Origin of the sequence: Lactobacillus melliventris (assembly GCF_042679465.1) — a bacterium.
Classification (GTDB): domain Bacteria; phylum Bacillota; class Bacilli; order Lactobacillales; family Lactobacillaceae; genus Lactobacillus; species Lactobacillus melliventris.
On the sequence record NZ_JBHTMT010000002.1, the window covers coordinates 207,928 to 233,818 of the forward strand.

Consider the following 25,891-nt stretch of genomic DNA (forward strand, 5'->3'; position numbering starts at 1 on the left):
CGGGTTTTGCTATTTAGGAGGAAAAATGGCATACGAAGATTTAAGTAATGAAATTATCGCTGACGTTGGCGGTAAAGACAACGTAGTCAGTGTAGTTCACTGCACTACCCGTTTACGCTTTAAGTTGAAGGATATGAGCAAGGCAAATGATGACAAATTAAAAGCCACTGCTGGCGTAATATCTGTTGTCAAGTCTGGCGGTCAATACCAAGTCGTTATTGGTAATAATGTCGCTGATGTCTATGATACTTTGGTTAAAGTAGGTGGCTTTTCTGGTGGCGGCAGCGTTTCTGATGATGACGTTGACAGCAGCAATGTGAGCTTAGCTGATAAATTTATTGACTTGATTTCCGGTATTTTTAACCCACTTCTAGGTGCAATGTGTGCTGGTGGTATGATTAAAGGCTTTAACGCAATGTTTTTGGCGTTTGGCTGGCTATCAGCAACTTCTGGAACATATGTTATTTTAAACGCCATTGGCGACAGTTTATTCTATTTCTTACCTATTATTTTAGGAATTTCTTCAGCAAAAAAATTTGGAATCAACACATATCTAGGTGCCACTATTGGAGCTGCCCTTTGTTATCCTTCAATTGTGTCAATGGCAAGCAGTAAAACTGCACTGTTTACTGTCTTTAAGGGCACATTCTTAGAAGCACCGGTTCACATGACCTTTTTGGGCATTCCAGTAATTTCGATGAACTATACCACATCGGTTATTCCGATTATCATTGCGGTCTGGTTTGCTTCTAAAGTGCAAAAGGTTGCTCGTAAGGTCATTCCAGATGTTGTTAAAACTTTCTTAGTACCATTTATCGTTTTATTAATTACTGTTCCAGTTACTTTTCTTGTTATCGGACCAGTTGCAACTTGGCTAGGTAACGGAGTTGCGGAAATTGTTAGTGCAATTTATAACTTTAGCCCAGTGATCGCTGGTATCTTAATGGGTGCTTTCTGGCAAGTATTTGTCATCTTTGGCGTTCATTGGGGCTTTGTGGCAGTTATGATGACTAACATTGCTGCTATGGGCTTTGACCCGATTATTGGTTTATCATTTGCTGCATCATTTGCACAAACTGGTGTGGTTTTAGCTATGATTTTCCAAACTAAAGACGAAAAGACTCGCAGTCTGGCTATTCCAGCATTCGTATCAGGTATCTTCGGTGTTACCGAACCAGCTATTTATGGTTTAACATTGCCACGTAAGAAGCCATTTATTCTCAGTTGTATTGCTTCTGCTGTTGGTGGCGGCTTAATTGGACTCTTTGGCACAAAAACTTATTTGATGGCCGGAATGGGTATCTTCGCAATTCCGTGTGCTATGGGTAAAAATGGCATTGACATGGGCGTCTATGGCTTGATGATTGGTATGGCTGCGGCAATCATTTTAGGCTTTATATTGCAAATGCTTTTGGGTAAGAAAAGCGTTGATGAGAATTTAGCTGGACAAGCTGCAGGTTCTGCTGCAACAAATGGTTCTGCGGATTCAGCAGCTGTTAAGCCGGAAGCTTCATCTAATAAGGAAGAAAAATTAGTGGCTCCGTTAACTGGCCAGGTTGTACCATTAAGTAAAGTCAAAGATGAAGTATTCTCTAGCGGCTCAATGGGTAAGGGTATTGCAATTGAACCTCAAGAAGGCAAAGTTTGCTCACCTCTTGATGGTGAAGTAGTGATGGTTTTCCCTACTGGACACGCTATCGGCCTTAAATCCAATAATGGTGCAGAAGTCATGATTCACATCGGTATGGATACAGTTGAACTTGATGGCAAGGGCTTCACTACTTTAGTTAAAAAGGATCAGAAAGTTAAAAAGGGTGAACCTTTAATTAGCTTTGATCTGGAAGCCGTCAAAGAAGCTGGTTTTGAAACTACAACACCAGTGGTTGTTACTAATTCTAATAATTATCATGAAGTTAATGCTGTTGCAAATGGTACAATAACCATTGGGGATGCATTACTAGATTTAAAATAACGAAAGGAGACAATGATGACTACAAATAATTTTCCTAAAGGCTTTTTATGGGGCGGTGCTACTGCTGCTAACCAATTAGAAGGTGCCTACCAAGAAGGAGGCAAAGGCTTATCCTTGCCAGACGTTTTACCTGGTGGCAAAGACAGAATGAAGATTATTGCTTCACCTGACTTTGATTTTAAGCTAAACCCAGACTATGTTTATCCTAATCATATTGGTATTGATCACTATCATCATTACAAAGAAGACATTGAGCTTTTTGCTGAAATGGGCTTCAAGTGTTACCGCTTTTCAATTGCCTGGTCCAGAATCTTTCCTAATGGGGATGAGGAAACTCCTAATGAAGAAGGCCTTAAGTTCTACGATGCTGTAATTGACGAGTGTTTAAAGCATCACATTGAGCCTGTAATTACTATTTCACATTACGAAATGCCGCTGCATTTAATTACTGAATACAGCAGCTGGAAGAATAAGAAGCTGATCGACTTCTACGAGCGCTTTGCCCGCACTGTTTTAACCCGCTACCAAGATAAGGTTAAATACTGGATGACTTTCAACGAAATCAACAGTGCCGCTCACTTCCCAATTATGGGTCAAGGTCTCACCATCAGTAATGGCGCTGGTGACAAAAAGAATGTTTATCAAGCATGGCACAATCAATTTGTCGCTAGTGCTAAGGCTGTTAAAATTGGTCATGAACTCAATCCTGATATGAAAATTGGCTGCATGATTCTATATGCTACAACATACAGCTACGATTCTAACCCTAAGAACCAATTGGCTACCTTGCAAGATAATCAGGCTAATAACTTTTTCTGCGCTGATGTTCAAGTTAGAGGACATTACCCAGCTTACACTAAGAGTTTATTGGCTCGCCAAGGTGTTAAATTATCAGACCTTGATTACACTGATGAAGAACTGGCATTGTTAGCTCAATATCCAGTTGACTATATTGGCTTTAGTTACTATATGTCTTCTGTAGTTGATGTTACTCATGAAAACCAAGAAACTGCTAACGGCAACTTAATGGGCGGCGTTAAGAACCCATTCTTAAAGAGCAGCGACTGGGGCTGGCAAATTGACCCGACAGGCTTAAGAATTGCCTTAAATCAACTGTCAGACCGCTATCAAAAACCTGTATTCATTGTTGAAAATGGTTTAGGTGCGGTAGACAAGCCGGATGAAAATCATTATGTCGCAGATGATTACCGGATTGATTATTTGCGTGAACATATTGAAGCTATTTCCCAGGCAATCGACGATGGCGTTGACGTCATGGGCTACACTCCTTGGGGTTGTATTGATTTGGTCAGTGCCTCAACTGGTGAAATGTCGAAACGTTACGGTTTTATCTATGTTGATGAAGATGATGAAGGCCACGGAACCTTTAAGCGCTACAAGAAAAAGTCTTTTGACTGGTACAAGAAGGTTATTTCTACTAACGGTGCTGATTTATGGTAAATCTTGGCGGAGATACGACTCGGCTCATGTGAGCAAAATAAACAAGAAAAAGCGTGCTTAAAAGCACGCTTTTTTGCTATGTCAATTTCTATTGCAATTTTTTCAAAACATTGATTGCTATAAACTAATTAGTCATAGTTAGGCTGCATAGATTATATAAATCACCTTTTTGCTTCATTAATTCTTCATAAGAACCTTCTTCAGTAATAGTGCCGTCTTTCATAAAAATTATCGCATCATATTTTTGTAATAAGTTGGGATTCAATTTATGTGTTACCACAATTGATGTTAAATCCTTTATTTCTAAAATGGCATTTTCAATTGCAGTAGTATTTTTTTGATCTAAAGATGAAGTTGCTTCATCCATTAATAAAATAGGTGTTTTTCTAATTAATGCTCGCGCTATAGAAATTCTTTGCTTTTGGCCACCAGATAAAGCTTTGCCATTTTCGCCAACATTCAGATCAACGCCCTTAGAATTGCCGTCTACTAGCTTTCTTAAACCAGCCTTATTTATAGCATAATTCAGTTCTTTATCTGTAAAAGATTTCCCTAGCATTATATTATACGCAAGAGAATTATCAAAAATATAGACGTCCTGTTGGACAATATTTATTAGTTTATAAAGCGATGACAAATTAATGTTATTGATATTTACGTTATCTATACTGATGTTGCCATCCTTAGTCAATTTGTAATATCTCATTAGTAACTTTAATAATGTTGTCTTACCGCTGCCCGACATACCTACAAGCGCGTATTTTTTGCCTTTTTCTATTTGTAAATTGATGTGTGAAAGTACCCTCTTTCCCGTTTCACCATGCTGGGGATAGGAAAAACTAACGTTGGTCAATTTAATCTCATTTTCAAATCTGTTCAATTCCAAATAGTTGCTGTTATCTTTTACCGGATTATGCACTTTCTCCAGCAACTGATTCAGAGTTTTGCTGGCGGCTAAACCAGCCTTTTTGTTATTCATTTCCAGACCCAATTTGCTCAGTGGCATTACAATAAAATTAACTAATTGCACAATTGCTGTAACTCCGCCAATACTGGTGTTTCCATTAATTACCATAAACATTCCTAGTCCGTATGCAACCAGAAAAACTAAATATCCAGAGAAATTCGAAATTGATACCGAAATATTATTAAGTTCTGACAGAGAAAACTCACTATCAGCCCGTTTATCGTTACCGTTCTGAAATTCTTTGCTAATTTGCTTTTCAATATTAAAGCTTTTAATTACTAAAAAGCCTGAAAATGCGTCTTTTACCTTGGAGACATAGGCATTTTGTTGCGTTAAAGCCAGATTTTGCTTTGCCTGCATTTTCCCACCCAACAAACTCATAACAATAATTGGCACTAAACTTACTATTAGCACTGCTATTGACAGCTGCCAGTTAATCATAAACATCCCTATAATCGAGAAAAGCAATAATGACGAGTTAGAAACAATACTAAAGAAAGATTTGATATATTTTTCCTCAATTGTCGAAACAGTATTGGTCATTGTTGCTAAAAAATCTCCGGTACTATTGTTGCTGAATTCATTTAGGTCACTTGCAATAATCTCATTAAAAATATGCCTGCGATATTTTTTACTAAAATTATTAACAAACCTATTTTTGGTTAGTTCACTAGTAAAAACAGCAGCTGCCAAAAATATACACACTAATAAACAAACAAATATTGCATTTTTTAATTCATAAACATTCCTGGCAATCCCTGAGTCAATTAATCTTTTTAACACCAAAGCAAGCAATAAGTTTACAAGGGGATAAACTATTCCCGAAAAAAAGAGCGCAAGATAGTAGTTTAACTTATCATATTTTTTGTAATTTTCCATTAATATAAACATCCTTTCTATTCTAAAAAACATAAGTAAAAGTATCTAATTATTTTAAATTCTTCTACGTCTTCTCACTATACGCTAAACATTTTATAATCGAAAGAACTATTTTAAAATAAAGTTATATTTTTTAAAATTATAAAATAATAGTTATTTTGATAGTTCTGCGTAAAAAATTATAGAAAGTTTTTTTAAAAATAGGCAGGTCAGGTTAGTATTAATTTGAAGGATATTAAGCATAGAAAAAAGTATTTCATTATAAATACAGAAAAAATAGTTTCTACGAATCACAAAGGATTGTTTATATTTTGTCTTAATGAGAACATCTGATCTGGAGTATTTAAACAGATACAGGAGGAAAATAATGAAGGGAAAAATTTATGCTAAGGCGCAACAGGTTGGCAAGACATTCATGTTGCCAATTTCGTTGCTTCCGATAGCGGGATTATTTCTAGGATTGGGTGCTTCTTTTACCGGTCCGACTTTTATAAGGTTGTATCATTTGGAAAGTATTTTATCGCCAGGGATGCCGTTAAACAGGTTTTTAAGCATTTTAAATGACTGTGGCTCTGTAGTCTTTGACAATCTAGGCTTGCTATTTGCTGTCTCTATAGCGTTGGGAATGGCAAAAAGTGAAAAAGGGGTCGCTGCGCTTTCTGCGGTTGTAGGCTACTTTTTAATGTACGCTTCCTTAACCAGTTCAATTAAAAATCTCAGAAATTTAAATCAGCTCAAACAAGTTAATGGCTTAATTACAAATGTGTTGGGTCTTAACAACACAATGAACCTGGGAGTATTCGGGGGAATTATTATTGGGTTGATAGTCGTATGGCTACACAATAAGTACTACAATATTAAACTGCCAGATGTAATTTCATTTTTCGGCGGGACTCACTTTCCGCCAATAGCCGCCGCGGTTTCTGGCGTAATATTAGGAATTTTGCTTTCATATATTTGGCCTTATTTTGCTGCTGGAATTTCTGCTTTGGGCTTCTTTATTGCTAAATCAGGAGTAGTTGGTTCCTTTCTATACGGATTAATCTACAGAATGTTGATACCCTTTGGTTTACACCACATTTTCTATTTGCCATTTTGGCAAACAGCGGTAGGTGGAACGGCTGTTGTTGCTGGTCATACCGTGCAAGGTGCCCAAAATATTGTTTTTGCACAATTAGCTGCCGGCGGGAAAATTTCGTATGAAGCTGCCAGATTCTTTTCATTTTAGTTCCCAGAAATGATTTTTGGCTTGCCAGCTGCTGCCCTTGCAATGTACTCTGTAGCTCGTAAAGATAAAAGGAGTGAAATTAAAGGACTTTTAGTATCCTCTGCGGTAACTTCCATTTTAACTGGAATTACCGAACCACTTGAATTTACTATTTTATTTGCTTCACCATTTTTGTATTTTGGCGTTCACTGTGTACTTTTTGCTTTTTCTGCAGTCTTTGTAACATTGCTAAAAGTAGGAGTAGGCTTTACCTTTTCCGGTGGCTTAATAGACTTTATTCTTTATGGTGTGTTACCCGGAAATGCCAGAATTAATTGGGTTCCAATCATCTTCTTAGGTATTGCTTATTTCGTTGTTTACTATTTCTTGTTTAGATTTGTAATTACTAAGTTCGATCTCAATACGCCTGGTCGTAAAGATGATACTACTTTAAAAATCAAGAAAGATTATGTTGATAATAAGAAATTTACTGCTCTAACTAAAGATGAACAAGTAGCTTATGAAATAGTAGCAGCTCTAGGTGGAACTGATAATTTAGTGAATGTTGACAACTGCGCCACAAGACTGCGGGTGACAGTTAAAGATGGCAATTTAGTAGATAAAGAAACATTAACCGCAACGGGAGCAACGGGAATGGTAGTTAACGGTGCATCTGTTCAAGTAATTTATGGCACTACTATCGGCAACATTAAAACAAATGTAATGGATCTGATTAATAGCGGCAAAGCACCAAAAACTGTTGCAAATTCTGTTAAGCCTGCAAATAGTTCGAAGTTAGATTCAGAGGATAAAAAAGTTCAAAAGTCGGTTGAAACGGGTTCGAGTCAAAAAATTGCATTGTTTGCACCTGCTGATGGACAGCTGGAATCATTGCAAACCTTAAATGATGGGGTCTTTTCCAAAGAGATGGTAGGTAAAGGCTTTGCGATCTTACCAGAAAATGACAATATTTATGCTCCAGTTAATGGCACTATAACAACAATTTTTCCGACTAAACATGCAATTGGCATAAAAGATGAAAATGGCATTGAGTATCTTTTGCATATGGGATTAGATACTGTTGAACTTAAGGGCAAAGGCTTTAAGATTCTTTGCTCTGAAAAAGAACAAGTCCATCAGGGTGACAAGCTGGCAGAGATGCATATAACAGAAATTAAATCTGCTGGAAAGGCAACTGATGTTATCTTTGTAGCTACTCTGTCTGACCGATTATTAGATGTCAAAATTGCTGATAATGATAGAGTTACTGTTAATGATCAAGTAGCCGAGTTGTTGGTTAAAAAATAAACAGCTATAATGCCAGATTTCTATGTTAGAACATATTGCTTCAGCCAATTGCTGCAAGTAAAAAAGCCAAGCTTTTCGTTTAAAAAGCCTGTTTTTTTTACTCAAAAATTAAATTGATGGCAAATTTGAAATAGGGTTTAGTTGTCAATTTGCTTACGCTATATTTATTCACATTTTATTTTTACTGTCATAGACTCAACAAAAAATCCTGCTTTTGTGGATAATGTAATTGTGCATTATCTACTTAAGCAGGATCATTCACTAAAACTACTTTTTCATATTGCAATAGAAAATTGGATAAGTTATGCTTTTCTAGTCCTAACACAACTATAATGATGCCCATTTACCATTATGAAAATGATTAAATAAGCTTTTGTTTTCTTCCAGCAGCCCAATTATCTGTTGTCTATCATAAACGGCTACTCCATGAGTATTAAAGATAACAACAATTTCTACTAAATCTTTTGCTTGAATATTTCCTAATTCTAATTGAATTACTTTATTATTCACAGTCAAATTTAGTTTAAAAAAGTCTGGATTAAAATCAATTGGGCTAATTCTAACTTTTTTACGATATGTAATTTCAGCCTTAGTGATATTCTCAAATAAATATGATTTTGTATAAATTTTTTTGATATGTAATAACTGCATAAGTTTCATTACATCATTTGAACTATAACTTAACACAGTAATTCCGTTTTTATTAATCTGCCAATATCCACTAAAACATGTTGGTAAAGTAATAAAAATTCCCACCAAAATTATGAGTCCCAACACCCACCAAGGTTGATAGCCAAATCCAGTCATAAATAATGACACCAAAATGACTAAAACTAGTCCTAAGATTACATGCAGAATGTTTACTTTATGTCCAACAGTTACACTTTTATCCAAGTTACTAAATCCTGAATTATTCGCAGGATAGAGTTGTCGTCCTGCAATCATTTCTTCGTTTGACTTCATGATATTCACACTCTCACAATTTAGCAGTAACCATTTTATTTGTATTTAATTATACTACGTCTTGTTTTTTTAGAAAGCGTTTTTCTTAGCAGTAATGAATAATTTTTGCTGTTTAGTAGGACTTAGAATATAAAAGTTCATTATTCAAATTGTAATAAAAAGCTAGTTTCAAGTAAATGCTGGAACTAGCTTCTATTTATACTAAAATGCACCGGTTTTTTCCTGCACAATTTTTTGCAACTGCTTACTATATTCAGTCATGCCGATTAAGGCAAACTCTTCTATTTGCCTTGCGCAATTATCCAGATAAACCTGTTGGGGATCAAAATGATAGTTAATAATGTTTTCCAAGAATAATAGAGTCATCTTATTAAAGCAGGTTAGTGGCTGGGTGTGAATCTCATGGGATTTTTCCACCAACTGCTTTGCTTGCTGGTACTTGCTTTTTTCCAGACAAATGCTAATCATATTGATTAATATTCCCAACACTATAAATTGAAGACCGTCATTTTCGCTATCTTTAAATTGTTGAAAAATTTTGTTAGTAATGATCATATCACTGGCAAAATCATAAAAAACCATGCAATTCAGGAAAATTTTGATGGTTTTCCAGTCAAAATTCTCTTCATTAAAGAATTTATTTTTTAGTTGCTTAATTTCCGCAGCGCTTAATTTCTCTTTAGTACCATCTATAATAGCCAGGATCGAGTTCACACGTAACATTAACTCACTTTTACTAGCAAGCCCACTACCTGCAATAGCCTGTTTGATTTCTTTTAGGCGTTTAATATCAAAATTATAATAAGCGTCTGTCATTTGGGCATTAATCTTCTTTTTGAGATTATCTTCACTTTCAGCCTGGTAATCAAGTTGCTTAAAAAAAGTAGCAATTTTAACGTGATTTTGCCGTAATAGTTCAATTAGATCTGCCGCTGAAATACGGGTCAGATCTTTTTCTACTTTAGAATAAAAAGAGGGGCTGATAACGTCGCCAATCCATGCGCGTTGAGTTTTGCCAGCTTCTAAACGGTATTGTCTAAGTAATGCACCGATAGTCATAGTTTAACCTCATTAATTTTTTTTGTTTCATATATGACACTTTTATATTCACAATTTTAGCTTAAGTACAATTAAAAATAAAGAAAGCTAAAAAGGGGAAAAAATTATGACTATCTTTTTTAAAAATAAAGAATATCGCAAGTTTTCAATTGCCAGTATTTTATCTAGTGCTGGAGATATTTTATTCTACCTAGCATTGATGACATATGCCAGTCGGCTCAAGAATTATTCGCTGGCCTTATCATTAATCGCAATTTCTGAGTCAGTTCCCCGGCTGTTTTCTAGTGTTGGTGGCTATCTAGCTGACAGGACGCAGAATAAATTTCAAAAAATAGTCTGGATGGCCATGATCAGAGGAGCTCTTTATTTACTGGTTGGTTTTCTTTTTAGCCAGAATATTGCGGGTTGGAATCTGGTAATTATGGTAATTATTATCAACTTTATTTCTGATACGGCCGGAACTTATTCTGGTGGACTTACTACACCACTAATTATTAGCCTGGTTAAAAAAGATGAGATTGCTGAAGCTGAAGGCTTTACCAGCGGTGTCTCACAGGTAATTACTTTGGTTAGTCAGTTTGTTGGATCAGGACTTTTGTTATTCATGTCATATTCTGCGCTGGCTGTAATTAACGGCCTGACTTTCGTTGTGGCAGGATTGATCTATTGCAATATTGCTAGGAGTAAACGAAAAAAGGGAATTTCAACTGTCACACAAGAAGTCGATGATCGTGGCTTTTGGTCCACCTTGGCCTTAGCATTAAAACAAGTTAAAAAGGCTAGTGGCTTAATTACTACCGTACTGGTAATCGCTGTTTTAAATGGAGTTCTCAGCACGATCGAGCCCCTGATTTCTATTATAATTGCGGGCAATCGTCAGATGATGGTCATCGGAACCTACAGCTTTACAATTGCGTTAATTGGCGCTATGGCAGGAATAGGCGCTGCCTTAGGCAGTATTTTTGGTACGAATTTATTTAAAAATGTTAGCCTTTATATCATTATTATGTTAGCCAATATTGCTGGAGCAAGTGTCATAATTGCGATCTTATGCAAAGAAATCTGGTTCTGTTTAATAACTTACTGTATCTTAGGCTTTTTTGCGGGAACTGCTACACCAAAATTGACGCAGTGGATGGTAGGTGCAGTTGATCATAAAATTTTGGCGTCTTCTGTTGGTCTGATCAATACAATTTTATTAATTGCCAGTCCCTTAATGACAACTGCTTTTACCACCTTATCAGCGGTAACAAACGTGCAATATTCTCTTCTAGGATTATTAATCGTCAGTATTTTGCTCTTTGCAATTACCGTATTAGTGATGAGAAAATCCGCACAAAAAGCGCAATAAATAGCCATTTAGCCGGTAAACTTGCAGTTGCTTTTTACCAGCATTTTTCTAAGCCAGATATAAAAAGCCACCAAGATAATGGTGTGAATCCCAAAATTAGCACACTTTATGGTTGTTAACTGAGAACTAATTGCCCTTATTTGATCGGAGTTAGTTCTTTTAGTTTGGTCTTAATTTGATAATTATGCCAAAGCTGATAGATTATAATTTTATCTTGTTTAGCTAATTTAGACATAAAAAAGACCCAAAAGTTGGATAATTTTTGGGGTTCAGTACAGCTTTTGCTTTTTTAAAAAATTGAACTAAAATTGTGCTAATTTTTTCATATTAGCTTTGTCTAATCTTACTTTGATATTACCTTTCATTCTGACAGTTGGATCTATCGCCCTAACATGCTGCAGCATAGATTTCCTCTTGATCTATCTCCATAAATAAAGGTAATTTAATAAACTTTTCTGCTACTCTATATTTCTTTGGTGAAGATATGAGAACTGTTAAGACCGTGTTAAAAAAAGGACCAATCTTAGCTTCACAACATATCATGGAATTATTTACAGAAAGACTGCTTGGCTAATCTTTCTGAAAAACTACTTTTACAATTTTGAGTATCTTTCCCATATAGTCATCAGGTAGTTGCTCTAAATATTGAAATGATCGGTTATGATAATTGATTGTAACTAGCTGATCTAGCATGACTACGCCTTTTGTTTGAGATGCAGCAGGTAATTCTTGATATAATGGGTAGCGTCTTTTAGTAGTTGCTATAGGAGCAAACACAGCAATGTGAGCGTATTTTTCAACCCCTTTATAGCTTAAATATAAATAAGGTCGTTTGCCAGATTGTTCATGCCCCTGTTTAGGACTTAAATCCATTAATAGAATAGATCCTTGCTTAATTACCATTTTTCATTTCCTTTTCTCTCATCTGGTAACTTAATTTCGGTATCAAATTCTTCACCTGAATAATCTTTAAAAAGTTCTTCAAAAGTTAAATCAGGTGTATCATCTTGCTTTGACATTATTACTTTGTTGTCCTCAATTTTAAAGTTTAACTGATCTCCTATAGTAGCGTTTAATGCTTGCAAAACTGCTTGGTTTAATCGGATGCCTTTAGAATTACCCCATTTAGATATAGTAGCACGAATCATAATTTTCCCTGAAAAAATAAACAATGTATATGCTAAAATGTAATAAAATTATACAATGCTTGTCTACAAAGATCAGACAAAAAAGTATCCTGAACGAAATATGATGTGACCACCAAAATCAGGATACTTTACTGGTTGTAAGTCAGTTCTTATTTATTAGGACTTTTTCTCAAACTGAAAAAGATAATCAGAATAAAGTTAATCAGTAGAGTGAAGCCTGTAGTCCAGAAAACAGTTGCGTAGTTGAACAGTCCCGAGATAGTGGAGCCCATAAGTGACCCAAACACAGAACCAACTGCTTGAAAAGACTGATTGTAGCTGAAGATGCGGCCAAAGCTTTCGGCTGGAGTGTTCAGTGTCAAAACGGTCTGTGCTGCCGGTAACATGGCGGCACTGGCAATTCCCAGCAGGAAACGCAATCCTGCCAGCACCCAAGGCGAATGTGTTAAAGCCATGGGTACGAAAAGAATTGCACCTACTATTAAACCTAAGCGTAATATTTTTAGTGGTCCAATTTCATCCATTTTATGTCCGATTTTGGAAGCAGCCAGCAATGTTCCGAGACCTGGGGTTGCGGCTACGATTCCCGCCACAAATGCAATGTTTTTGCTATTAGGCATCATTGACTTAACATACAAAGAAACAATTGGATCAATTGACATGTTAGCGGCCTGCACTAAGAGAGTAGTCACGAACATAACCACAATCAGCTTAACGTTAGGCAAAGACTGCATAATTTCTTTCATTGGCTTCATTTCTGCACGAGAAATCGGGGTAAAGTTTTCATGAACTAAGAATGTCGACCCTAAGAAGACGAGCACCATCAAGAAACCGGTGATGAAGAACGGAATGCGGTAGCCCCAAACGCTACCTAACCAATTACCGAAGAAGTTTGACAAAACCCCACCTAAAAGTGGTCCTACCAAGTTTCCTGCCGTTCCGGCAGTCATCATTTGGCTCATGACCCAGCCGCTTTTTCTATGGGGAGTTTCCCCTGCGATTAAAGCGGTGGCGTTGTTAATATAGCCGGAAAAAGCGCCCTGAATAAAACGCATTACAATAATGTAGATGGCATTAGGAGCAAAACCGGTAGCGGTAATAGTCAAAGCCATGACTCCTGAAGCACGCATGCACATTAACTTACGGCCCTTTCTGTCGGCCAAATTACCCCAATATGGCGAAACAATTGCCTGAGCAATAAAGGTCATGGCAAAAGCAAGACCGGAATACATGCTAATCTGCAACTTGCTGTAGTTTCCTAGGTCAGCGATAAATAATGAAATAAAAGGCATTGTCATGGAGTAGCCCATGCCTGTAATAAAGCAGCCTAGCCATAAAGTAACAAAAGCTTTATGCCAGCCAGCTGGAAATTTTTCGGAAACTGTCAAAACGTCCTCGCTTTCTTTTTTAAGATTTTTCTAAAAAATACGATATCTTTTCTATTTTAGCACAATAAATTTGCTAAGAATTTGCTAAATAGCTGATATTTTCATATTAATCATGTTAGGATATTATTTCTGAAAGGAAGGGGTGCTGGTATGGAAAGAAATTCGCATTTAACAAGGCAGGAATATCGTGAAAAATACAACCAAAAATCTCAGCTTCAAAATAAAGAAATGACTAAAACAGCACTCAGAGGGCATGATACCTCTCAAACTCGTGCCGATTATCGTCATTTAAAATTAAATTTTTGGGATATATTTGCTGATCGACCATATGTTGCGGTGGCCATTGTTGTTTTGGCTATTTTCTTAGTTATGGCTAAACTGTGGTGGCTGCTTGCTGGACTGGTCGTTATTGTCGCAATCGGTATCTTCGTCATTGGTCGCAGTCACCATCCCGATCGCGTTCTTAGCCTGGAATTTAAAATGAAATCATCTCGGAAATTAAGCATGTTACGAGCTTTGCAATTTGGCGGCTCGATTATCATGTTTCTGGCTACTTACATGAAAAAAGTAGTAACAGTAAACTTTTCTACTGCTGGTTCAACCGATGGGTTACAGATTGTGCAGGGAATTTTATCCAATCGTGGCGGTATCTATGGTCAACAAGGATCATATTTCTTAAGCTTACTGAATACCTTAACTGGTGGACAACTTTGGGGTAAATATCGCTATGCTACTAACAGTGCCCAAATGATGAACAGCAGTGCTGGACGCTTAATTATTATGTGGATATTGCTTTTAATGATTGCACCTGCATTTTGCGTTTTAGCACAATTTTTCCGTGAACCATATTCACGCAATACGGCTTTAGCAGCTTCAATTGTGGCAACCATCAGTTTCGTGTTGACTCCGCGCTTATTGAGTAAGTGGATTGTAGAATATGCGGTGGAAAATCGGATGGCAAGTGCTCAGGCACAAGCCGCTATTAGCGTTGGACCAATGGCTTACGTTGCAATTTTCTGCGCAATTTTAGTTTTAGTTATTTCTATTTATCGGGTAATTAAAAAAGACAGGTTCGTCTAAAATAGTCTTCTCATAACATTTAACTTAAATAGCATTAATGCTGGCACCTTAGTGGTGCCAGTTTTTTATGTGAAATTAATTTCTAAAAGTGAAACAAATATCTCAAGTTGTGAAATACGTATTCACTTTCCTGGAAAGCGGATACAAAAAATAAGAAAGATGTTATAAATATAAAAGTAAGCTAGCTTAGAAAATAACAGCTCAAGTTGGGCAGAGTGAATTAAAAGGAGAAAAATATGTCCCAAAAAGATAAACGCTATTCCGTAGTCATTGCAGGTGGAGGCAGCACTTATACACCAGGATTTGTTTTAAGCTTAATTGCAAACCAAGACAGATTTCCACTAAGAAAGCTGAAGTTTTATGATAACGATGCCGAAAGGCAAAAGAAAATTGGTGATGCATGCGCAATCATTATGAAAGAGCGCGCACCGCAAATTGAATTTTCGTATACGACTGATCCTAAAGAAGCATTCACAGATGTTGACTTCGTTATGGGATCAATTCGGGTTGGTAAATACCACATGCGTGAACTCGATGAAAAGATTCCGTTAAGATATGGCGTTAATGGTCAGGAAACAACCGGACCAGGAGGAATGGCATATGGGATGCGTTCTATTCCAGCTATTATTGAAATAATCGACTGGATGGAAAAGTACTCGCCAAATGCCTGGATGATTAACTATACCAACACGATAGCCATTGTTGCGGAAGCTTGTCGTAGATTAAGGCCAAATGCTAAAGTAATTAATATTTGTGATATGCCGGTAGAAATTATGACTAGAATGGCTAAAATTTGTGGCTTAAATGACTACCATGATCTTGATGTCAACTACTATGGCTTAAACCACTTTGGCTGGTGGAAGGAAGTCCGTGATAAAAAGACGGGCAAAGATTTAATGCCACTTCTTAAGAAGCACATATCTGAAAATGGTTATTGGGTCGGTGGTGAATTTGATAAGGAAACAGAGACCAGTTGGGCCGAAACCTTTAAAAAAGCTAAGGATTGCTATGCTCTTGAGCCAGAAACTTTACCTAATACTTATATGCAATATTATTACTTCCCACAATATGAGGTGAAAAATGCAGACCCTAACCATACTAGAACTGATGAGATTCGTGAATACCGGCAAAAAATAGTATTTGGTGAATGTGCCAGAATTGTTAAAGCCGGCACTGCTAAAGGCAATATCTGGGAGGCTAATGCCGAACACTCTAATTATATTGTTGATATTTGTCATGCGATTGCTTATAACACTCATGAAAAATTCTTTGCTAACATTCCTAATAACGGCGCTATTGCCAATATTGATTCTGATTCTATTGTTGAAGTACCTTGCTGGTTTGGCGCGGACGGAGTTCAACCTATGGCAACTGGAATGGCCGGTAGATTCCAAAAGGGATTGATAGAAGAACAACAAGCATGTGAAAAGCTGGTCGTTGATGCTTATGAACAACATTCATACACTAAGATGTGGCAAGCCTTTGCTCTTAATAAGACAGTTCCTGATGCTTCTGTAGCGAAAAAGATTCTTGATGACATGATCCCAGAAAACAAGCCATACTGGCCAGAACTTAATTAGTGATTGGGGATGATGTCTTATGATGCAGAAGTTTCAAAAGTTTGGTGCAGCAATGTTTGTACCAGTACTTTTGTTCTCGTTTGCTGGTATTGTAGTTGCTTTAGGCAGCTTATTTAACAACCAAGCAGTTTTCGGCTCTCTGGCAAATCCAGGGACAACTTGGTATTCAATTTGGGATACAATTAGTGCAGGTGGTTGGACAGTTTTTAAGCAGGAAGCTTTGCTTTTCGTTGTAGGTCTACCAATTGGTCTAGCAAATAAATCCAGAGGTAGGGCTGCCATGGAAGCAGTAATTACCTACATGACTTACAACTATTTTGTTGGTGCTATGTTATCTCACTGGGGCGCCAGTTTTGGTATTCCTAACTTTGATAAAATCCAGATTGTGGAAAATTCCACTAACCACGGACTAACCGAAATAGCAGGGATCAAAACGCTAGACACTAGTATTATTGGTGCTCTAGTGGTTGCTGGTATAGTAATTTGGTTACATAATCATTATTTTGATAAGAAATTGCCGGACTGGCTGGGAACCTTTCAAGGGTCCACATATGTTTATATTTTAGGCTTTTTCCTTATGATTCCTCTAGCTCTTATAACCTGCTGGGGCTGGCCAAAAGTTCAGCTGGGTATAACCGGTATGCAACACTTTATTACTAACAGTGGCGTTATTGGAGTGTGGATTTATAATTTTCTCAATCGTATTTTAATTCCAACTGGACTCCATCATTTGGTGTATATTCCGTTTCAGTATGGTCCAGCTGTAGTTGCAGGTGGATTACAACCTTATTGGCTAAAACATTTAACTAAATTTGCGTTAAGTACACGTCCGTTAAAGCAACTGGCTCCCGAAATGGGCTTCCAACTGTGGGGTAATGAAAAAGTATTCCTTGCTCCGGTAATTTGTTTAGCGTTTTATGCGACAGCTAAAAAAAATAAAAAGAAGCAAACTTCAGCTTTGTTAATTCCAGCAGCTTTGACTTCATTCTTTGCTGGAATTACTGAACCAATTGACTTTACCTACTTGTTTGCGGCTCCAATTTTATGGGTAATTTATTCATTACTTTCAGCTACTATGAACACTATTATGTTCAGTTTTGGTGTTGTTGGTAACTTTATATTTGGCAGCATTGATATGGCGGCAGAAAACTGGATACCACTCTGGGCCAATCACTGGCAAACATTTCTAGTACAATTTACAATTGGTATTATTTTTGCAATTCTTACCTTCTTTATTTTTAAATTTATGATTATTAAGTTTGATTATGCTACTCCAGGAAGGGAAAAAGATGACGAAGATGTACATCTACTAAATAAGAAGGAATATCAAGCTAAAAAAGAATCAGCTTCCAGTGCCACAACTACCGCACGGCCATCTAAAAATGAGAAAGAAACTGATCCATACGTTGAAAGAGCAACAGCCTTCTTAGATTTATTAGGTGGAAGTTCCAACATCAAAGAGTTAAGTTCTTGTGCGACGAGATTGCGTGTCACTGTGGCTGATCCTAATAAGATGGGCTCTGATGCTCAGTTTAAGGCAGCCAAGGCCGTTAATGTTGTCCATCACGGCAAAGCAATTCAGGTTATTGTTGGCTTGGATGTTGCCCAAGTTCTTGAAGCAATGCAGGAATTAAGAAAGCAGGATAATAAGCAAGATTAATTATGGCTAGAACGCTTGTATAGGTAAAAGCAATTTGTCATATGTAAAATTACTTTATATGGAGCGTAGGTCTATGTCAAAATTAGAATATTTAGTCTATCAAAATAGTGGTAAATTGAATGATTCTGAAATAAGGGTCATTCAATTTATTATAAATAATGCAAAAGCGTGTAAAGGATTAAGTCTTACTGAGCTTGCGCGCAAATTATACGTTTCACGTTCGGCGATTTTCCGTTTGTGCAAACATTTGGGCTTAAGTGGCTATGGTGAATTGAAATTTATCCTAAATGAAATGGTTCAGGAGCAGGAGCAAAGTGAGAAAAATAAAGTTCTAACGAATAACTTTAGTTCTGACTTAATTAAAGAAACAGAAAATCTAGTCAAAAATTTTCAGTCACTTAATTTAGACCCCTTTTTTACTGATCTGAGTAAAGCAGAACATAAATATATTTACTCTACCGGCTGGATTCAACAGATGCTGTCTGATTATCTTTCTCACGAGTTATTACTTTTTGGCATTTCATCAATAGTTTTGCCAGCTGCTGTCAGTGAACTGGAAATGGTAGGAAAAATAGCAGAAAAAGGCGACATGCTCTTTATTATTTCTTACACGGGCGATAATAAAGAAATTAACGATGAACTGGGTAAGTTTGAGATGGTTAACAACAAATTGCGATATGTCTCCTTTACAGACCTAAAGCAAAATAAGCTTGCTTCGCTTTCCGACTATAATTTCTACTATCCGACCGTAAAATTTTCGTCTAGCAATGATGTTTCGTTTATACTGGCTTACACCTTGGTGGATTTCATCATAAACAAGTTTGATATTTGGCAAAAAGAAAAAAGTGATAAAAATGGTAAGTAAGATAAACAACTTTGTGATTAGTTTCTTAGACAGGGCTCATTTAGACACCAAAAAAATTTTGACAACCTATATCTATGCTTTAATTTTAATTCCCTTGTTCTTCGGCAGCTTTATAATTTTGACATCATCTGTTGCTAAACAAAACATCAATGTTGTTTTGAACAATACACCTTTGATTGCAATAGATATGATAGTAGCTCTTACGGATTTTATCATGGGTTATTATATTTGGCTCAAGAAAGATTTGATTCTTAAGCATGAGGGCAATTATCACTTTTTGATGTTCAGTCAGGCGATCAGCCAGTTAATGGTCGGTAACATTTTTTGCTTGATTTTGGCGCTTTTTGGCATCATACGTATTAATGAACAATCCGGCAAATTAAAATGTCAAAGCAGTTTTATCAAAGTGCCTGCTGTTATCTTTTTGACTATCTTTGGTTTTTGTTTAGTTTTAACAATTAGTATATTTATTAGGAAATAGGTAGAATTAATGTTTAATATATTTAAAAAACGTGGCTTTACAGTGGCTGCAGCTTGTGATGGGAAACTAATGCCAATTACAGATGTGAAAGATGAAGTTTTTTCTCAGAAAATGCTAGGCGATGGCTACGCCATTAAGCCTACAGATGGCAAAATTTATTCTCCTGTTGCAGGAACTGTCACCACAGTCTTTCCCACTAAGCATGCAATCGGCATTACTACTGATAATAATTTAGAAATATTGGTCCATTTAGGAATTGATACTGTGGAATTAAAAGGTGAGCCCTTTGAAGTGGCTGTCAAACAGGGTGATACTGTTAAGCAGGATGATTATTTGGCAAGTATGAATACAGAACTGATTACGGCTGAAAATTACGATGATACGGTAATAGTTGTTTATACTAATATGGACGTCATAAAATCTGTTTCTGATGTGTCGGCAGGTGATACGACCCACGGTGACACAGTTCAGACTCTGCAGTTTAACGCTTAATTATTTTTAAATAAGATGCTTCGACCGGTTAAATAAATTAAAGCCTTGAGCTTTAATTGCAATTTTAACTACCTCGGAGCGTTTTTTATTTAATATTGTAAAGGTATAGGTTTGGATTTATTATGAGGTTAACTAAAGATTAATCGTAGAATTATTCTGATTTGGATAATAGCTGGAATAACTATATAACATCTTTGTTTGTGCGTATTATTGGAATTATTTTGTGGACGGCAATATTTTTAATTGGCGACTTTCTGGATGGGAAAATGTATCACTGGTATTTTAAAAATAATAGTAGGTAAAGAATAGTGGTGAATTCACTTTGAGTAGTAAAAACACTAACAGTTTAATAATAAAAACATCCAATGGTATGATTGAGTTACCAGCTCATATATCTCTTGATCAAAAAGCTAGAAAAAAGCTTGAGCAGCAAAGTGAAGAGAGCTTTTGGAATAATGAAGTATACATGAATGTTCTCAAAAGATTAGCGCAAGAATAAATAAAAGCACCTCTGGCTTAGCCTAGGGTGCTTTTAAAGTGAAACTATTTTTATTGTTTGAATGGGCTAAATTAAACTAATATTACTAAGCTTGCATTTGACGCAAAGCTTCCGTTGTAACTTTTGATACATTAATTTTATTTTTTTTAGCCCAATTATTTAGATCCTCTGGCAATGAAATATTGCGCCGAACAGTTTTACTATATTTATTACGCCACTTTGTCATATTAACTTTAACCCAAGATATTTGCTGATTTTTTTCCAACTTCCACTTTTTAGGATCTTGAACTCTAGGATAGCCTTGAAGGTCAATCATTGTTGCCATTGCATCTTCTGCATGATAAAGAGCTTCACCTATTGTTTGACCATCAGTGACTAAGCCTTGGATGTTAGGTGACGTAATCGCATAATAATGTCCTGATTCATCGTTACATTTTTCTATAATAACAGGATAAGCTGCAATTTCTTGTTTCATGTCAATTTAAATATGCCAAGTAAGAAACATTAATTTTTTAACCGGCTTCCCTGGCACACTTATAGCCTTTCTTCTTAACTTACAAGCATTATACACCATTATTGTGTATAATTCACTTAATATGAAGAGCAATGTATATTTTTGACTGCTTAATAGATATTACATAATTAATAATTGACTTCTGGAAATTTTATATAAAAAATACAAATAACTTGGTTTTAATCTAAAAAGCTTTTGACTATGGGATTGTTTAAATTTTAGATATTCAAGCCAATTTTATCTAAAAATTTAGTAGTTAATTTTCTTTTTTTGGGCCTTCCTTTAACGGTTTTAATTAAACCCTCTTTTTCTAAATCTTCTATAGCAGTTTTTACTTTTTTAGTTGATATTTTTTCTGTGCTTTTGATAAAGCTGATCAAACTTGTGTCTTGAACGCTGCCATCAAAACTATTGAATAAAAATGACTGTGCATATACATATAAGATATTGAATTCAAAGTTAGGATAATCAAAATCTTCTAATTTCTTTTTGACAAAATTTAAAATGTTATGGTCATCTTTTAAATTACCTAGGACATATTTTTGTCCAGAAACTAAGTATTTTAGCAAACTGATAACGAATAGTGTGATTTCGCCGTAATTTTTTTCATTTTCAACTTCTTGAAATTCTTTATAATATCTTGCCTTTTTTTGAGTGATCTGATAAGAAAAGCTGACAGCAGTATAAGGGTCAACTTTTTTTCCAATATAACTGCAAAAGAGATACCTTCCTAACCTGCCATTGCCGTCATAAAAAGGATGAATATATTCAAAATAATAGTGGGCAACACAGGCCTTTAAAATAGGATCATATTTATCCAAATTGATAAATTTTAGCCAATTTTCTAATTGCTGATTTATCTCATCTTCGCTGTTTTTGGAAAGATGAACAGTTTGAACTGAGTTGCCAATTCTGACAAAGCCATCCCTAAATAGCTTGCCGTCAGGTAAGTTACTTTTTTTTATTTCACCTTTTAATAAAGAGTCATACAATACTCTGATGTCTTTTAGCTCATTAAGTTGATATGTTTTACCGTTTTCAATATCAAAATACATTTTAGCAAAAGATTGGAAACGCACAGTTTTATTATGATTATTAATATTTTCTACGGCTCTGTTAATTTCTTTTGTAGTAGAAGCAACATTTTCAATATCATTTGTACCTTTAATTTCTTTAATTAACAAATCAATGAAAAATTGCTCTCTGGCAACACCTGGAAGCTTGCCAATGAGTGCTTTGATTTGAGCGGAGTTCTCTCTAATGATAGTTAGCAGTGAATTATAATCTTCAATTTGTACCAAAAAAAGTGGCAATTGTGTAGGTATTCTAATTTGTTCGCGCACATCTATGGGGTTTATTGCTAACGGAAACTTAATTGTGCCATAGCCATTAAACCTTTTATTAAATTCACTAGTAACTGGCTTGCCTGGATGTTGGTAAGAATAAATTCTCAATAAGTGATATTTTGACATAATTTAGTTTACCTTTCTAATTATAAATTCAAAAAAGGCCACTTTTTGAATTTGTTTTTGATTATACACTATATTTGTTAAAAATATTGCGATTTTAGCAATAAATATTTTAAAAGCTACATAAAAATACGAAATATATTGTATTGAACCAAAAAAATATAGAGTAGTTGAACTTTTTAGATAATTTCCCTGATTACCCTTTTCGAAATAGAGTAGGCGCAATTACACGGCTTACCTGACTCTAATCCTCGACCACTAAAAGAATTACGAGTCCAATATACCTAAAATTTCCATAAATGGAATAGATATTTCCAAATATGGTATAATATATTTGGAAAATAATTTTAGAAGTGAGCATTTTAAAATGAGCGCAACAATTACAAAACTACTAAATAGTAAACACGTTTCGGTAAGGGAAGTTGCCGAAAAGAGTCATGTTTCAGAAAGTACACTGAGAAAAGCAATCGCTAGGCCTATTGAATCTTGGTCAATCAGAATTCTTGACGCCTTCGCGGCCGGTTTAGATAAAAGAGCTGGTGATTTGTTAAATATGTTAAAACCACAATCATATAATTTAGAAATTGATGACGACACACAGACCATTCAGGGCGTCTTTATACCAGATAAAGAAATGTACTTCGAAATCCGGGGAGTAGTAGAAGCTAGTCATTTAGAGGGCTGGAACCCCACTAAGGAAGACATTCAGGCCGTCCTGGACGGAGTTGTAAACCCTGATCCAGAAGAAGTTAAGGAAATTGCTGCAATTTGGAATAGTAACAATGAGTGACTGGATAAAAGATACGCTGTATCCTAACGGCATTTTGAAAAACAAATATCATATTCGAGATCAGCAAAGGCTTGAACAAGTAGAGTATTTGGAAGCAACACGGAGAGCAGCAATTTTTCTCCACTCTAAGCCCCAAATTAAAAAAATTCAGGATATAAAAAAGATTCATAAAATCATGTTTGGCCGTTTATATGATTGGGCTGGAAAATATCGACCGGGTAATTTTCAAAAAAACGGTTATGACTTTTGTGATCATTCAAGATTTGAATATGCGGAAGCCAATATTAATAATATTATGCAAAATCTGCCGCAAAAGAAGGCGTTAAAAGCCACAGACTATGCGCAGCTGTTAGATGAAATCAACTTTATGCACCCGTTTAGAGAGGGCAACGGCCGGAGCTGTAAAGTTTTTCTTTCTGCATATGCTGCAAACCATGGCCAAGTGATTGACTACCCACGAACAAATGCAGAGATGATCCAAGCGCAGATGGATGCTGATGTGGGACGAATTGCACAATTAATTAAGGTTCAAAATATGCCTAGCCGAGAAAATGCTCTTACTATATTAGCTAATAGGTATGGTAAAAAACAGCATGTGTCGGATTAAGATGAAGTTTTTGAGTTAGAGTAGAAAGCAGGATAAATCAATTGAAGTATGAAGACAAGTTCAGACTAACGCCTGAAGAAAATAGACGCTTTGCCAAAACCAATTTAACCAAATTAGTCTTCACGAACTCACGCTTTGAAGGCCTGACTACCACTATGCCGCAGACCCAGACAATCATTGATGGTCTGGGCGTTGACGGCATTCCAATCGATGATATTAATATTATTGTTCAATTGAAGCGAGGCTGGCAGTTTGCTATCAATGAAAAAAAGCCCCTGGACTTAAACTTCGAAAAGAGGCTTAATGCGATTGTTGCCCGCGATACGGCGGCCTTTCCAGGATATTTGCGTAATGGTTCAGGCGGTGTAGCAACTTACCGAGGCGAGTTTGAACCACCTATGATCGAAGAGAACAAGGAACAGGAATATTTAAAGCAGTTGTTAGTCAGTGATCGTACCGCCACCGATAAGGCACTGACCCTGATGTATCACAATATGCGCCAGCAAATGTTCTACGACGGTAACAAGCGAACCGCCACAATTGCAGCTAACAAGATAATGATTGATAACGGAGCCGGTCTGATTAACGTACCGCTTGACAAGTGGCCCACGTGGCAGCAAAAGCTGGCTGATTATTACTTTTCCAATGACATGACTGACCTCAAGGACTGGACGTATCAAAATGGTATTTTCGGTATGGAGCCAAACTTGCAGGCGCGGGCCGAACATAAAAGTCAGGAATTATCCGAAAGCGATGAAAAAGAAACTATTGCCGAATTCAAAAAGATGCTCAAATCAGCTAAGAAGAGCAAACAGAATAAAAAGCAGCGAGGGCTTGATCGTGACGATGGACTTGAGCTTTAGTTGGCCCAAAATATTAGCTTAAATTAAGAAGGTATTACAATGGAATACGGACAAAAATTAGCTGTGATTACAAACCTAAAAAATAAGATGGATACCTATAGACCATTATCTCCGCTTGAAGTAAAGCAGCTCGAGCAAAATATCAGAATTGAGCATGTATGGTCTTCTGCTGCAATTGAGGGCAACACGATGACCGAAGCTGAAACTGCCGAGATTCTTAACGGCGGGCTAGGCGCAACTATTCACGGTAAGACTATTAAGGAAACACTGGAAATCATTAACTTAAATGAAGCTTATGACTATATGCAAGATTTAGCAACTAAAAAACAGCCAATTCGCAATGAGGATATTAGAAACTTGAACCGAATTGCAACTTTGACAACAATTCAACCGCAAGAAGAAGCCGGTAAGTATCGCAATATTGAAGTTTACCCTTATGGTTCAGAATCACGTCCTTACGCCCACTTTTATGAAATACCCGAGAAAATGCAACAATTACAAGCTTGGAGTAATGAAGCACAAGACAAGTTGCACCCGGTACAGTATGCGACTGACTTGCACCAAAAATTCGTTACTATTCACCCGTTTAAAGATGGCAACGGACGTACAGCACGGCTTTTAATGAACCTAGTCTTAACAGAAAATGGTTATCCAGTGGTTAATGTTAATCCATCTAAACCCGCACGAGAGCAATATATGAAAGCATTAGCTGTTTCCCAGCAGCCCAATAATGATCCTCAACCATTTAGAAATTTGATCGCTGATTATGTAGAAACAGAACTTAAAAATCGGATTTTAAGTCTGCAATATGCTAAAAAAAATGAAGAGGAAGCTCAAAAAGATTTCAAAAACAGTCAACTTGATTGGGACAAGCTACAGAAAGAATATGAGGCATCTAAGAAAAAGCAGCAGTCAAAGCTAACCGATAGTCAAGTGGAACGTACTAAAAACTGCGCTGAGCAACTGAATAGAAAGCAGCAGGGGTTTGATCGTGACGATGGACTTGAGCTTTAATTGGATCCAAAACTTCATTATAGGATCAAGCAATGGTTGGGTCTTTTTAACTCTTTGTCAAATCTAGTTGATAAAGAATAAATGAATACAATCAAACAGCTAATCAACAATTGCAGGAATTAAAAGTGGCTCGTTTGCTTCTACTATATTGCTAAGCAAAATTGCTCAAACTGCTATAAACTGTTATATAGAAAAGGAAAATCGAATTCACACATGCTTAATTTCGTATCAAGGCCATAAAAAAGATATTCAGAAGGATTTACTTTGAAAATCA

At 36.2% G+C, this 25,891-nt stretch carries 23 protein-coding genes and 1 pseudogene; 16 read left to right on the forward strand and 8 right to left on the reverse strand.

Annotated elements, in window-relative coordinates:
* Nucleotides 1–25: 25 nt before the first annotated feature.
* Both ACFQ32_RS03720 and ACFQ32_RS03725 read left to right on the forward strand, forming a co-directional pair.
* Entirely contained in the window at nucleotides 26–1,972 is a 1,947-nt protein-coding gene (locus ACFQ32_RS03720; protein WP_046325626.1) for a beta-glucoside-specific PTS transporter subunit IIABC, read from the forward strand.
* Between the two features lie 12 nt (nucleotides 1,973–1,984).
* The gene (locus ACFQ32_RS03725; protein ID WP_280513159.1) at nucleotides 1,985–3,433 is read left to right on the forward strand and encodes a glycoside hydrolase family 1 protein; all 1,449 of its coding nucleotides are present in this window, start codon (nucleotides 1,985–1,987) and stop codon (nucleotides 3,431–3,433) included.
* A 124-nt stretch (nucleotides 3,434–3,557) separates the two neighbouring features.
* Here the strand turns inward: ACFQ32_RS03725 and ACFQ32_RS03730 are convergent, their stop codons facing one another.
* Nucleotides 3,558–5,279 (reverse strand): ABC transporter ATP-binding protein, encoded by a 1,722-nt coding sequence (locus ACFQ32_RS03730; protein WP_052724674.1) that lies wholly within the window; start codon nucleotides 5,277–5,279, stop codon nucleotides 3,558–3,560.
* Nucleotides 5,280–5,694: 415 nt separating this feature from the next.
* Here ACFQ32_RS03730 and ACFQ32_RS03735 point away from each other — a divergent pair.
* Together ACFQ32_RS03735 and ACFQ32_RS03740 are read left to right on the forward strand one after the other, a co-directional pair.
* Nucleotides 5,695–7,167, forward strand: a pseudogene (locus tag ACFQ32_RS03735) (PTS transporter subunit EIIC); the annotation flags it as partial.
* Nucleotides 7,141–7,794 (forward strand): PTS sugar transporter subunit IIA, encoded by a 654-nt coding sequence (locus tag ACFQ32_RS03740; protein WP_379907014.1) that lies wholly within the window; start codon nucleotides 7,141–7,143, stop codon nucleotides 7,792–7,794. The pseudogene ACFQ32_RS03735 and the gene ACFQ32_RS03740, both read left to right, overlap by 27 nt.
* Before the next feature lie 327 nt (nucleotides 7,795–8,121).
* Here ACFQ32_RS03740 and ACFQ32_RS03745 read toward each other — a convergent pair whose 3' ends face one another.
* On the reverse strand, nucleotides 8,122–8,757 hold the full coding sequence (locus tag ACFQ32_RS03745; RefSeq protein ID WP_052724673.1) for a hypothetical protein: 636 nt from the start codon (nucleotides 8,755–8,757) through the stop codon (nucleotides 8,122–8,124).
* Between the two features lie 201 nt (nucleotides 8,758–8,958).
* On the reverse strand, nucleotides 8,959–9,816 hold the full coding sequence (locus ACFQ32_RS03750; protein ID WP_046325623.1) for a helix-turn-helix domain-containing protein: 858 nt from the start codon (nucleotides 9,814–9,816) through the stop codon (nucleotides 8,959–8,961).
* A 106-nt stretch (nucleotides 9,817–9,922) separates the two neighbouring features.
* Here ACFQ32_RS03750 and ACFQ32_RS03755 point away from each other — a divergent pair, with 106 nt between their 5' ends.
* Nucleotides 9,923–11,167 carry an MFS transporter gene (locus ACFQ32_RS03755; RefSeq protein WP_046325622.1) on the forward strand — a complete coding sequence of 415 codons (1,245 nt, stop codon included), beginning with the start codon at nucleotides 9,923–9,925 and terminating at the stop codon, nucleotides 11,165–11,167.
* 570 nt (nucleotides 11,168–11,737) lie between these two features.
* Here ACFQ32_RS03755 and ACFQ32_RS03760 read toward each other — a convergent pair.
* The 3 genes from ACFQ32_RS03760 to ACFQ32_RS03770 all read right to left on the reverse strand — a co-directional run bounded on the left by ACFQ32_RS03760 (nucleotide 11,738) and on the right by ACFQ32_RS03770 (nucleotide 13,703).
* Nucleotides 11,738–12,070, reverse strand: a complete 333-nt coding sequence (locus ACFQ32_RS03760; RefSeq protein WP_046325621.1) for a type II toxin-antitoxin system PemK/MazF family toxin — start codon at nucleotides 12,068–12,070, stop codon at nucleotides 11,738–11,740.
* A complete protein-coding gene (locus ACFQ32_RS03765; protein WP_052059690.1) occupies nucleotides 12,064–12,315 on the reverse strand; it encodes an AbrB/MazE/SpoVT family DNA-binding domain-containing protein in 252 nt (83 codons plus the stop codon). Before ACFQ32_RS03765 ends, ACFQ32_RS03760 begins: the two co-directional genes overlap by 7 nt.
* Before the next feature lie 149 nt (nucleotides 12,316–12,464).
* A complete protein-coding gene (locus ACFQ32_RS03770; RefSeq protein WP_046325620.1) occupies nucleotides 12,465–13,703 on the reverse strand; it encodes an MFS transporter in 1,239 nt (412 codons plus the stop codon).
* A 150-nt stretch (nucleotides 13,704–13,853) separates the two neighbouring features.
* On the opposite strand from ACFQ32_RS03770, the gene ACFQ32_RS03775 reads away from it, so the two are divergent.
* From ACFQ32_RS03775 to ACFQ32_RS03805, 7 genes are all read left to right on the forward strand, one after another.
* Nucleotides 13,854–14,783 (forward strand): hypothetical protein, encoded by a 930-nt coding sequence (locus tag ACFQ32_RS03775; protein ID WP_046325619.1) that lies wholly within the window; start codon nucleotides 13,854–13,856, stop codon nucleotides 14,781–14,783.
* A 236-nt stretch (nucleotides 14,784–15,019) separates the two neighbouring features.
* Nucleotides 15,020–16,363: a family 4 glycosyl hydrolase gene (locus ACFQ32_RS03780; RefSeq protein ID WP_046325618.1), complete on the forward strand. Its 1,344-nt coding sequence runs from the start codon at nucleotides 15,020–15,022 to the stop codon at nucleotides 16,361–16,363.
* A 19-nt stretch (nucleotides 16,364–16,382) separates the two neighbouring features.
* Nucleotides 16,383–18,023: an alpha-glucoside-specific PTS transporter subunit IIBC gene (locus tag ACFQ32_RS03785; RefSeq protein WP_046325617.1), complete on the forward strand. Its 1,641-nt coding sequence runs from the start codon at nucleotides 16,383–16,385 to the stop codon at nucleotides 18,021–18,023.
* 73 nt (nucleotides 18,024–18,096) lie between these two features.
* Nucleotides 18,097–18,888 carry a MurR/RpiR family transcriptional regulator gene (locus tag ACFQ32_RS03790; RefSeq protein ID WP_046325616.1) on the forward strand — a complete coding sequence of 264 codons (792 nt, stop codon included), beginning with the start codon at nucleotides 18,097–18,099 and terminating at the stop codon, nucleotides 18,886–18,888.
* Nucleotides 18,878–19,369, forward strand: a complete 492-nt coding sequence (locus tag ACFQ32_RS03795; protein ID WP_052724672.1) for a hypothetical protein — start codon at nucleotides 18,878–18,880, stop codon at nucleotides 19,367–19,369. The genes ACFQ32_RS03790 and ACFQ32_RS03795 overlap by 11 nt, the downstream gene beginning before the upstream one ends.
* Nucleotides 19,370–19,378: 9 nt before the next feature.
* Entirely contained in the window at nucleotides 19,379–19,861 is a 483-nt protein-coding gene (locus tag ACFQ32_RS03800; RefSeq protein WP_046325615.1) for a PTS sugar transporter subunit IIA, read from the forward strand.
* Nucleotides 19,862–20,183: 322 nt separating this feature from the next.
* The gene (locus ACFQ32_RS03805; RefSeq protein ID WP_167334250.1) at nucleotides 20,184–20,360 is read left to right on the forward strand and encodes a hypothetical protein; all 177 of its coding nucleotides are present in this window, start codon (nucleotides 20,184–20,186) and stop codon (nucleotides 20,358–20,360) included.
* Between the two features lie 85 nt (nucleotides 20,361–20,445).
* On the opposite strand, the gene ACFQ32_RS03810 is transcribed toward ACFQ32_RS03805, so the two are convergent.
* Nucleotides 20,446–20,835 (reverse strand): type II toxin-antitoxin system HicB family antitoxin, encoded by a 390-nt coding sequence (locus ACFQ32_RS03810; protein WP_046325614.1) that lies wholly within the window; start codon nucleotides 20,833–20,835, stop codon nucleotides 20,446–20,448.
* Between the two features lie 257 nt (nucleotides 20,836–21,092).
* The gene (locus ACFQ32_RS03815; protein ID WP_046325613.1) at nucleotides 21,093–22,346 is read right to left on the reverse strand and encodes a Fic family protein; all 1,254 of its coding nucleotides are present in this window, start codon (nucleotides 22,344–22,346) and stop codon (nucleotides 21,093–21,095) included.
* 364 nt (nucleotides 22,347–22,710) lie between these two features.
* On the opposite strand from ACFQ32_RS03815, the gene ACFQ32_RS03820 reads away from it, so the two are divergent.
* The 4 genes from ACFQ32_RS03820 to ACFQ32_RS03835 are packed head-to-tail and all read left to right on the forward strand — an operon-like array spanning nucleotide 22,711 to nucleotide 25,617.
* Nucleotides 22,711–23,133, forward strand: a complete 423-nt coding sequence (locus ACFQ32_RS03820) for a helix-turn-helix domain-containing protein (RefSeq protein ID WP_046325611.1) — start codon at nucleotides 22,711–22,713, stop codon at nucleotides 23,131–23,133.
* Nucleotides 23,126–23,740, forward strand: coding sequence for a Fic/DOC family protein (locus ACFQ32_RS03825; protein ID WP_046325610.1), 615 nt, complete (start codon nucleotides 23,126–23,128; stop codon nucleotides 23,738–23,740). The genes ACFQ32_RS03820 and ACFQ32_RS03825 overlap by 8 nt, the downstream gene beginning before the upstream one ends.
* Nucleotides 23,741–23,781: 41 nt before the next feature.
* Nucleotides 23,782–24,603: a Fic family protein gene (locus ACFQ32_RS03830; protein ID WP_379906996.1), complete on the forward strand. Its 822-nt coding sequence runs from the start codon at nucleotides 23,782–23,784 to the stop codon at nucleotides 24,601–24,603.
* 39 nt (nucleotides 24,604–24,642) lie between these two features.
* Nucleotides 24,643–25,617: a Fic family protein gene (locus ACFQ32_RS03835; protein WP_071290285.1), complete on the forward strand. Its 975-nt coding sequence runs from the start codon at nucleotides 24,643–24,645 to the stop codon at nucleotides 25,615–25,617.
* The last annotated feature ends 274 nt before the right edge of the window (nucleotides 25,618–25,891 follow it).

Excerpts from the sequence above, each read along its gene's own strand:
- ACFQ32_RS03720 (WP_046325626.1), top strand. The coding sequence starts at position 26 with ATGGCATACGAAGATTTAAGTAATGAAATTATCGCTGACGTTGGCGGT.
- ACFQ32_RS03725 (WP_280513159.1), top strand. The coding sequence starts at position 1,985 with ATGATGACTACAAATAATTTTCCTAAAGGCTTTTTATGGGGCGGTGCT.
- ACFQ32_RS03730 (WP_052724674.1), bottom strand. The coding sequence starts at position 5,279 with ATGGAAAATTACAAAAAATATGATAAGTTAAACTACTATCTTGCGCTC.
- ACFQ32_RS03740 (WP_379907014.1), top strand. The coding sequence starts at position 7,141 with ATGGTAGTTAACGGTGCATCTGTTCAAGTAATTTATGGCACTACTATC.
- ACFQ32_RS03745 (WP_052724673.1), bottom strand. The coding sequence starts at position 8,757 with ATGAAGTCAAACGAAGAAATGATTGCAGGACGACAACTCTATCCTGCG.
- ACFQ32_RS03750 (WP_046325623.1), bottom strand. The coding sequence starts at position 9,816 with ATGACTATCGGTGCATTACTTAGACAATACCGTTTAGAAGCTGGCAAA.
- ACFQ32_RS03755 (WP_046325622.1), top strand. The coding sequence starts at position 9,923 with ATGACTATCTTTTTTAAAAATAAAGAATATCGCAAGTTTTCAATTGCC.
- ACFQ32_RS03760 (WP_046325621.1), bottom strand. The coding sequence starts at position 12,070 with ATGGTAATTAAGCAAGGATCTATTCTATTAATGGATTTAAGTCCTAAA.
- ACFQ32_RS03765 (WP_052059690.1), bottom strand. The coding sequence starts at position 12,315 with ATGATTCGTGCTACTATATCTAAATGGGGTAATTCTAAAGGCATCCGA.
- ACFQ32_RS03775 (WP_046325619.1), top strand. The coding sequence starts at position 13,854 with ATGGAAAGAAATTCGCATTTAACAAGGCAGGAATATCGTGAAAAATAC.
- ACFQ32_RS03780 (WP_046325618.1), top strand. The coding sequence starts at position 15,020 with ATGTCCCAAAAAGATAAACGCTATTCCGTAGTCATTGCAGGTGGAGGC.
- ACFQ32_RS03785 (WP_046325617.1), top strand. The coding sequence starts at position 16,383 with ATGATGCAGAAGTTTCAAAAGTTTGGTGCAGCAATGTTTGTACCAGTA.
- ACFQ32_RS03790 (WP_046325616.1), top strand. The coding sequence starts at position 18,097 with ATGTCAAAATTAGAATATTTAGTCTATCAAAATAGTGGTAAATTGAAT.
- ACFQ32_RS03795 (WP_052724672.1), top strand. The coding sequence starts at position 18,878 with ATGGTAAGTAAGATAAACAACTTTGTGATTAGTTTCTTAGACAGGGCT.
- ACFQ32_RS03800 (WP_046325615.1), top strand. The coding sequence starts at position 19,379 with ATGTTTAATATATTTAAAAAACGTGGCTTTACAGTGGCTGCAGCTTGT.
- ACFQ32_RS03810 (WP_046325614.1), bottom strand. The coding sequence starts at position 20,835 with ATGAAACAAGAAATTGCAGCTTATCCTGTTATTATAGAAAAATGTAAC.
- ACFQ32_RS03815 (WP_046325613.1), bottom strand. The coding sequence starts at position 22,346 with ATGTCAAAATATCACTTATTGAGAATTTATTCTTACCAACATCCAGGC.
- ACFQ32_RS03820 (WP_046325611.1), top strand. The coding sequence starts at position 22,711 with ATGAGCGCAACAATTACAAAACTACTAAATAGTAAACACGTTTCGGTA.
- ACFQ32_RS03825 (WP_046325610.1), top strand. The coding sequence starts at position 23,126 with ATGAGTGACTGGATAAAAGATACGCTGTATCCTAACGGCATTTTGAAA.
- ACFQ32_RS03835 (WP_071290285.1), top strand. The coding sequence starts at position 24,643 with ATGGAATACGGACAAAAATTAGCTGTGATTACAAACCTAAAAAATAAG.